This window comes from Streptomyces silaceus, from assembly GCF_001419745.1.
GTDB classification, from domain to species: Bacteria; Actinomycetota; Actinomycetes; order Streptomycetales; family Streptomycetaceae; genus Streptomyces; species Streptomyces silaceus.
This window is the reverse complement of the sequence record NZ_LIRJ01000126.1, coordinates 1-7,879: the sequence shown is the minus strand read 5'-3', so window position 1 is coordinate 7,879 and position 7,879 is coordinate 1. Positions and strand designations below refer to the sequence as shown.

The window sequence follows — 7,879 nt, the reverse complement described above, 5'->3', positions numbered from 1 at the left end:
GCCGCGCCCTGCCCCTCGGGCCACTCCTGCCACTTCCCCCTCGCCAGGCAGTGCCCGACCTCGGCCATGCCGTAGAGCGCCTCGATCCGGCCGTCGACGAGGTGCGCGGCGAACTGGGGCAGGATGCGGCGCAGGAGCGCGGGGTGGTCCCTCCAGTCGGGCGCCCGCCAGGTGCGCTCCAGGAGATCGGGGTCGAGCTCCCGCCCCGGCACCTTCAGGAGCGCGAGCTCCTCTTCGCTGCCCCAGTGGCAGTCGCACTGCGCCTCGTCGGGGTGGGCGGTCATGCCGTGCAGGGTGGCGGTGAGGCGGTCGAGGGCGGCGTCGAGGCGCTGCCGCTCGCGCCGCCGGGGCGGGTCGGCGCGGGTTCCGGGCGTCGTCTCGTGCGGCTCGTGCGCCTCGGACATTTCGTACGGCGCGTACGGCTCGTGCGTCTGGTGGAGCCCGTGCATCTCGTACGGCTCGTGCGTCTCGTACGGCTCCTGCGTCACCCGTGTCATGACGTCTGCCTTCACGTACTCCGGCGGCCGTCGCCGACCGAAGATCCCGACCCTACCCGAAGCCGCCGGGCCCGGATCAGGCCCCGCCCGGCACCCCCGCACCGGCGGTTATCGGACTTCTGCCTGCCCGTGCGCGGCACCGCGCCGCGTCCTGAATCCGCCCCCGCACCTGCACCTCAATCAGGAAAACGGCGCAATTCTCACTCATCCGTCACGGGCGATACGGCCGATTCCGCCCCCTCGTACGGTCTTGTAGCGCTTCACACCACACGAGAGGCTGCCCAGTGGCGGCCGCGGAGCACGGTGCGCAGGACGGCACAGGACGGCGCGGCACACGGGGGACTCGACAGCGCGCCAGTTCAACTCCACGGCACGTCTGTCTAGTTGGGGAGGGAAGCCAGCACATGACTCTGTCGCGAACGAGGCGCCTGCGATGGACCGGGGCCGTCACGGCCGCCACCACGGCCGCGGTGCTCTCGGCCGTCGCACTGCCCGCGCACGCCGGCCCCGCACACGTTCCCGCGGGACGCGTACTCGGCGCAGGAAAGCCCGGCTCCATCAGCAACAGCTACATAGTGACGCTCAAAGGAGGGACGAAGGCACCGTCCGAAGCGGGTAAGGACGTCGCCGAGAAGTACGGGGCGAAAATACGTCACACCTACAGCAAGGCGCTCAACGGCTATGCGGTGAAAGCCGGTTCGGACAAGGCCGAGCGCCTGGCCGCCGACCCGAGGGTCGCCTCGGTCGTCCAGGACAGCGCGGTCTCCCTGCGGCACACGCAGCCGAGCCCGCCCTCCTGGGGCCTGGACCGCATCGACCAGAAGAACCTGCCGCTCGACAAGTCCTACACCTGGCCGGAGTCGGCGGGCGAGGGCGTGACCGCGTACGTCATCGACACCGGCGTCCGCACCACGCACCGCGACTTCGGCGGACGCGCGAGCAGCGGCTGGGACTTCGTCGACAACGACGCCACCGCGCAGGACGGCAACGGCCACGGCACGCATGTCGCGGGCACCGTCGCCGGGGCGACGTACGGCGTCGCGAAGAAGGCGGACGTGGTGGGCGTGCGGGTGCTCGACAACGAGGGGTCGGGCACGATGGCGCAGGTCATCGCGGGCATCGACTGGGTGACGAAGCACGCGCGCAAGCCCGCGGTGGCCAACCTCAGCCTCGGCGGCTACGCCAACGCCCAGCTGGACGCGGCGGTGCGCAACTCGATCGCCTCCGGCGTGACGTACACCGTGGCGGCCGGGAACGACGGGCTGCCGGCGAGCCTGTACTCGCCCGCGCGGGTGCGCGAGGCGGTCACGGTCGGCGCGAGCGACGCGAAGGACGCGCGCGCCGGATTCTCCAACTGGGGCACCCGACTGGACCTGTTCGCGCCCGGCACGCGCATCACGTCCGCGTCGAACGCGAGCGACTCGGCCAAGGCGACCTTCTCCGGTACGTCGATGGCCTCGCCGCACGCGGCGGGCGCGGCGGCCCTGTATCTCGCCGACCACCCGGCGGCGACCCCGGCCCAGGTCGGCAAGGCCCTCGTCGGCCGCGCCACGTCCGGGAAGGTGACGGGCGCGGGGCTCGGTTCCCCGAACAAGCTCCTTCAGGTCAATAACCCCCGAAAGGCCAACAACAGCCTCTAGGGCATATGCAATTGACCCGTACCAGTTAGTGCACTTTCGGACCGGTCCCACCATTCGTGGCGGGGCCGGTCTTGCATGCACCCTTACGTACTAGTAGTTAACAAAGCGCCGGATTGCCCACCCGCAGACAAGGGGAAGGCTCCTCCGGTACGCATTCCGGCATACCGCCGGCACGCACCGCGGACCTTCTCCACACCCTTCGAATCCGTGCACGCGGACAGGAGCGGTCAGACATGCCCGAAGGCACACCCTCGCACCCCACCATCCCCGTCCTGGACGTCTCCCCTGCCGTCCATCGCGGACGAAAACCGGCGAAGGCCGTACCGGGAGAGACGTTTCAGGTCACCGCCACGGTCTTCCGCGAAGGCCATGAGGCGGTCGCGGCCAACGTCGTCCTGCGCGACCCGGAGGGGCGTGCGGGCCCCTGGACACCGATGCGGGAACTGGCACCCGGCACCGACCGGTGGGGCGCCGACGTCACCCCGGACACGGAAGGACACTGGACGTACGCCGTGGAGGCGTGGGGCGACCCCGTCACGACCTGGCGGCACCACGCGCGCGTGAAGATACCCGCCGGCATCGACACCGAGCTGGTCCTGGAGGAGGGCGCCCGGCTCCACGAGCGCGCCGCCGCCGGTGTGCCGCTCGCCGAGCGGGCCGCCGTCCTCGGCGCGGCCGGGGCACTGCGCGACACGGGCCGCCCGCCGGCGGCCCGTCTCGCGGCCGCCCTCACCCCCGAGGTGGAGTCGGTGCTCGCCCGCCATCCGCTGCGCGAACTCGTCACGTCCTCGGAGGAGTTCGCGCTGACCGTGGAGCGCCGCCGGGCGCTGTTCGGCTCGTGGTACGAGTTCTTCCCGCGCTCGGAGGGCGCGGTCGTCACCGAGGGCGCGCCGCCCGTGTCCGGGACCTTCAGGACCGCGGCGGCCCGGCTGCCCGCCATCGCCGAGATGGGCTTCGACGTCGTCTATCTGCCGCCGATCCACCCCATCGGCACCACCTACCGCAAGGGCGCCAACAACTCGCTCTCCCCCGGCCCGGACGACGTCGGCGTGCCCTGGGCGATCGGCTCCCCCGAGGGCGGCCACGACGCCGTCCACCCGGACCTCGGCACGCTCGACGACTTCGACGACTTCGTCGCCCGCGCCACCGAGCTCGGCCTGGAGATCGCCCTGGACTTCGCGCTCCAGTGCTCGCCGGACCACCCGTGGGTGGAGAAGCATCCCGAGTGGTTCCACCACCGGGCGGACGGCACGATCGCGTACGCCGAGAATCCGCCGAAGAAGTACCAGGACATCTATCCGCTCGCCTTCGACAGGGACCTGCCGGGGCTGATCGCGGAGACCGTGCGGCTGCTGCGCTTCTGGATGGGGCACGGCGTGCGCGTGTTCCGCGTCGACAACCCGCACACCAAGCCCGTGGTGTTCTGGGAGCGGGTGATCGCGGACATCAACGGCACCGATCCGGACGTCATCTTCCTCGCCGAGGCGTTCACGCGCCCCGCGATGCTGCGCACCCTCGCGGCGATCGGATTCCAGCAGTCGTACACGTACTTCACCTGGCGCAACAGAAAGGACGAACTCACCGAATACCTGACGGAGTTGTCGCGGGAGACCGCGCACTATCTGCGTCCGAACTTCTTCGTGAACACCCCCGACATCCTGCACGCCTACCTCCAGGAGGGCGGGCGCGCCGCCTTCGAGGTGCGGGCCGTGCTCGCCGCGACGCTGTCGCCGACGTGGGGGGTCTACAGCGGTTTCGAGCTGTGCGAGAACGCGCCCGTGCGGCGCGGCAGCGAGGAGTACCTGAACTCGGAGAAGTACCAACTGAGGCCCCGTGACTGGGAGTCGGCCGCCCGCAGGGGCGACACGATCGCCCCGCTGATCACCGCGCTGAACCGTGTCCGGCGCACCAGCCCCGCGCTCCAGCAACTGCGCCACCTGCACTTCCACACCACGGACAAGGATGCGGTGATCGCGTACTCGAAGTCCGCGACCGGCGACCGGGGTTCGAACATGGTTCTGGTGGTCGCCAACCTCGACCCTCACCACACCCAGGAGGCCACGGTCTCGTTGGACATGCCGCAACTCGGCCTCGACTGGCACGAGACCGTGCCGGTGCGCGACGAGCTCACCGGCGAGACCTACCACTGGGGCAGAGCCAACTATGTGCGCCTTGAGCCGGGCCGTGCGCCCGCGCACGTGTTCACGGTTCTGCGAGCGTCCTCACCGTTGATCGGAGGGTCACCCACACCATGATCGTCAATGAGCCCGTCCAGGACACCTTCGAGGACACGCCGGCCAAGGACCGTGACCCCGAATGGTTCAAGCGCGCCGTCTTCTACGAGGTCCTCGTCCGTTCCTTCCAGGACAGCAACGGCGACGGCATCGGCGACCTCAAGGGCCTGACCGCCAAGCTGGACTATCTCCAGTGGCTCGGCGTGGACTGCCTGTGGCTGCCGCCGTTCTTCCAGTCACCGCTGCGCGACGGCGGCTACGACGTCTCGGACTACACCGCCGTGCTCCCCGAGTTCGGCGACCTCGCCGACTTCGTCGAGTTCGTCGACAGCGCCCACCAGCGCGGCATGCGCGTGATCATCGACTTCGTGATGAACCACACGAGCGACCAGCACCCGTGGTTCCAGCAGTCCCGCAGCGACCCCGAGGGGCCCTACGGCGACTACTACGTCTGGGCGGACGACGACAAGCAGTACCAGGACGCCCGGATCATCTTCGTCGACACCGAGGCCTCGAACTGGACCTTCGACCCGGTCCGCAAGCAGTACTACTGGCACCGCTTCTTCTCCCACCAGCCGGACCTCAACTTCGAGAACCCGGCCGTCCAGGAGGAGATCGTCTCGGCCCTGCGGTTCTGGCTCGACCTCGGCATCGACGGCTTCCGCCTGGACGCGGTGCCCTATCTGTACGCGGAGGAGGGCACCAACTGCGAGAACCTCCCCCGCACCCACGAGCTGCTCAAGCGCGTCCGCGCCGAGATCGACGCCCACTATCCGGACACGGTGCTGCTCGCCGAGGCCAACCAGTGGCCCGAGGACGTCGTCGACTACTTCGGCGACTTCGGCAAGGGCGGCGACGAGTGCCACATGGCGTTCCACTTCCCCGTCATGCCGCGCATCTTCATGGCGGTGCGCCGCGAGTCGCGCTACCCGGTCTCGGAGATCCTCGCCAAGACCCCGGCCATCCCGTCCGGCTGCCAGTGGGGCATCTTCCTGCGCAACCACGACGAGCTGACCCTCGAAATGGTCACGGACGAAGAGCGCGACTACATGTACGCGGAGTACGCCAAGGACCCGCGGATGCGCGCCAACATCGGCATCCGGCGGCGCCTCGCCCCGCTCCTGGACAACGACCGCAACCAGATCGAGCTGTTCACCGCGCTGCTGCTCTCGCTGCCGGGATCGCCGATCCTGTACTACGGCGACGAGATCGGGATGGGCGACAACATCTGGCTGGGCGACCGCGACGCCGTGCGCACGCCCATGCAGTGGACGCCCGACCGCAACGCGGGCTTCTCGTCCTGCGACCCGGGCCGCCTCTACCTCCCGACGATCATGGATCCGGTCTACGGATACCAGGTCACGAACGTCGAGGCCTCCATGTCGTCCCCGTCCTCCCTGCTCCACTGGACGCGCCGGATGATCGAGATCCGCAAGCAGAATCCCGCCTTCGGGCTCGGCTCGTACACCGAACTCCCCTCGTCCAACCCGGCGGTGCTCGCGTTCCTGCGCGAGGCGCCCTCGACGGGGGAGGACGGTGACGACCTGGTGCTGTGCGTGCACAACTTCTCGCGCTTCGCCCAGCCCACCGAGCTCGATCTGCAGGCCTTCAACGGCCGCCACCCCGTGGAGCTCATCGGCGGGGTGCGCTTTCCGGCCATCGGCGAGCTGCCCTACCTCCTCACCCTGGCCGGACACGGGTTCTACTGGTTCCGGCTGCGCAAGGATGCGGCGTAGGCTCCCGCAGCGACGCCCGAGCGGGGCGGTTTCCGCCGCCCCGCCCTGGGCACTCCTACGCACGACCGGCACCCCGCACACGCACCCCCTGGCACCCCCGCACTCTGCCTTGTCCGCCCCGCGGAAAGGACGCGACGCCATGTCGGAAGCCGCCACGCGCCCCGGTGCGCACGCCACCGCGCTGCTCGCCTCGCTCGATCCGCTGTTGCGCGAGTGGCTGCCGCGGCAGCGGTGGTTCGCCGGAAAGGGCCGCCCCATCGGCGCCCTCGAACCGGTCGAACTGACCGAACTCCTGCCGCCCGACGCGCCGTCGCGCCTGCTGCACGTGCTGCTGCGGGTGCACAGGCCGCTCGTCCCCGCGCAGGACAGCGCGCCGGACACCGACGTCGAACGGCCCGGCGACTGCTACCAGCTGCTCCTCGGCGTACGCCGCACCCTGCCGCCCCCTCTCGCGCCCGCCCTCATCGGCCGTCTCACCGAGGGCCCGCTCGCCGGCGGCACGGTGTACGAGGCGCTGCGGGACCCACGGCTCGCCGCGCTGCTCCTGGAGCGGCTGCGCATACCCGGCCGGCACGGCGTGCTCCGCTTCGAGCGCGACCCGGACACCGAGATACCCTCCGGGCTCACCCCGCGCCCGCTGGCCGCCGAGCAGTCCAACACCTCGCTCGTGTACGGCGATACGTTCATCCTGAAGCTGTTCCGCCGTGTGGTGCCCGGCCTCAACCCCGACCTCGAACTCCCGCTGCACCTCGCCCGCCAGGGCTGCGCACGGGTCCCCGCTCCCGCCGCGTGGTTCCTCGCGGACCTCGGCTCCGGAACCGCGGGCACGGCCGGCCCGCCGGGGGCCGCGGCCGACACGACGTGCACGCTCGGCGTGCTCCAGCCCTACCTGGCCGCCGCCGAGGACGGCTGGGACCTCGCCCTGCGGACGCTCGGCAAGGGCGAGCCCTTCACCGGTGAGGCGCGGGCGCTCGGCCGCGCGACCGCCGAGGTGCACGCCTCGCTCGCCGACGCGCTGCCCACCGTCACGCTCGGCCGGGCCCAGGTGGAGCTCATCGCCGACGCCATGGCGGACCGTCTCACCGCGGCGGCGCAGGCGGTCCCGGCACTGCGGCCCTTCGCCCCGGGGCTGCTCACCGCCTTCGAGGCGCTGGCCGACCTGGGCGGCGAGGGCCAGGCGTGGACGGCCCAGCGCGTCCACGGCGACCTGCACCTCGGGCAGTGCCTGCGCGCCCCCGACGGCCACTGGTCGCTCATCGACTTCGAGGGCGAGCCCGCGCGCCCGCTCGGCGAGCGCCGGATGCCGCAGCCGACCGTCCGTGACGTCGCGGGGATGCTGCGCTCCTTCGACTACGCGGCGCGCTCGAAGGGGCCCTGGTCCCCGGAGTGGGCGGCCGACTGCCGGGCCGGGTCGCGGGCCGCGACCCGCGCACGGACCCGGTGCTCCTGCGCGCCCACGAGACGGACAAGGCCGTCTACGAAGTCCTCTACGAGGCGCGCCACCGGCCCGACTGGCTCCCGGTCCCCCTGGCCGCGGCCCGCCGCCTCGCCCAGAACGGCTCCGCCGAAGACGCCCACTGACCACTCCTCCGGAGGAGGATCCTTCCGTGACCCCCCGCTCCCGCAAACCGTCCGACGACTCCACCGCCCCAGCCGCACGCCCCCGTAAGGACGCGACGAGCGGGAAGATCCCGAAGAAGAGCGCGCAGCCGACGAAGAGCACCAAGAGCACGAAGAGCACGAAGAAGACGGCGGCGAAGGCACCGGCCAAG

General features: G+C 71.1%; 3 protein-coding genes and 2 pseudogenes. 4 read left to right on the top strand and 1 reads right to left on the bottom strand.

All coding sequences use genetic code 11. The features are described from left to right. Positions 1-497: pseudogene (locus AOK22_RS42190) on the bottom strand (hypothetical protein); the annotation flags it as partial. A 404-nt stretch (positions 498-901) separates the two neighbouring features. Here AOK22_RS42190 and AOK22_RS13950 point away from each other — a divergent pair. The 4 genes and pseudogenes from AOK22_RS13950 to AOK22_RS13935 all read left to right on the top strand — a co-directional run bounded on the left by AOK22_RS13950 (position 902) and on the right by AOK22_RS13935 (position 7,688). Next, complete coding sequence (locus AOK22_RS13950) at positions 902-2,137, top strand: S8 family peptidase (protein WP_055698951.1); 1,236 nt, start codon at positions 902-904, stop codon at positions 2,135-2,137. A 233-nt stretch (positions 2,138-2,370) separates the two neighbouring features. Continuing rightward, positions 2,371-4,392 carry an alpha-1,4-glucan--maltose-1-phosphate maltosyltransferase gene (locus AOK22_RS13945; protein WP_055698950.1) on the top strand — a complete coding sequence of 674 codons (2,022 nt, stop codon included), beginning with the start codon at positions 2,371-2,373 and terminating at the stop codon, positions 4,390-4,392. Next, complete coding sequence (gene treS / locus AOK22_RS13940) at positions 4,389-6,107, top strand: maltose alpha-D-glucosyltransferase (protein WP_055698949.1); 1,719 nt, start codon at positions 4,389-4,391, stop codon at positions 6,105-6,107. The genes AOK22_RS13945 and treS overlap by 4 nt, the downstream gene beginning before the upstream one ends. Before the next feature lie 139 nt (positions 6,108-6,246). Beyond that, a pseudogene (locus tag AOK22_RS13935) lies at positions 6,247-7,688 on the top strand (maltokinase N-terminal cap-like domain-containing protein). Positions 7,689-7,879 lie beyond the last annotated feature (191 nt).

Excerpts from the sequence above, each read along its gene's own strand:
- AOK22_RS13945 (WP_055698950.1), top strand. The coding sequence starts at position 2,371 with ATGCCCGAAGGCACACCCTCGCACCCCACCATCCCCGTCCTGGACGTC.
- treS (WP_055698949.1), top strand. The coding sequence starts at position 4,389 with ATGATCGTCAATGAGCCCGTCCAGGACACCTTCGAGGACACGCCGGCC.
- AOK22_RS13950 (WP_055698951.1), top strand. The coding sequence starts at position 902 with ATGACTCTGTCGCGAACGAGGCGCCTGCGATGGACCGGGGCCGTCACG.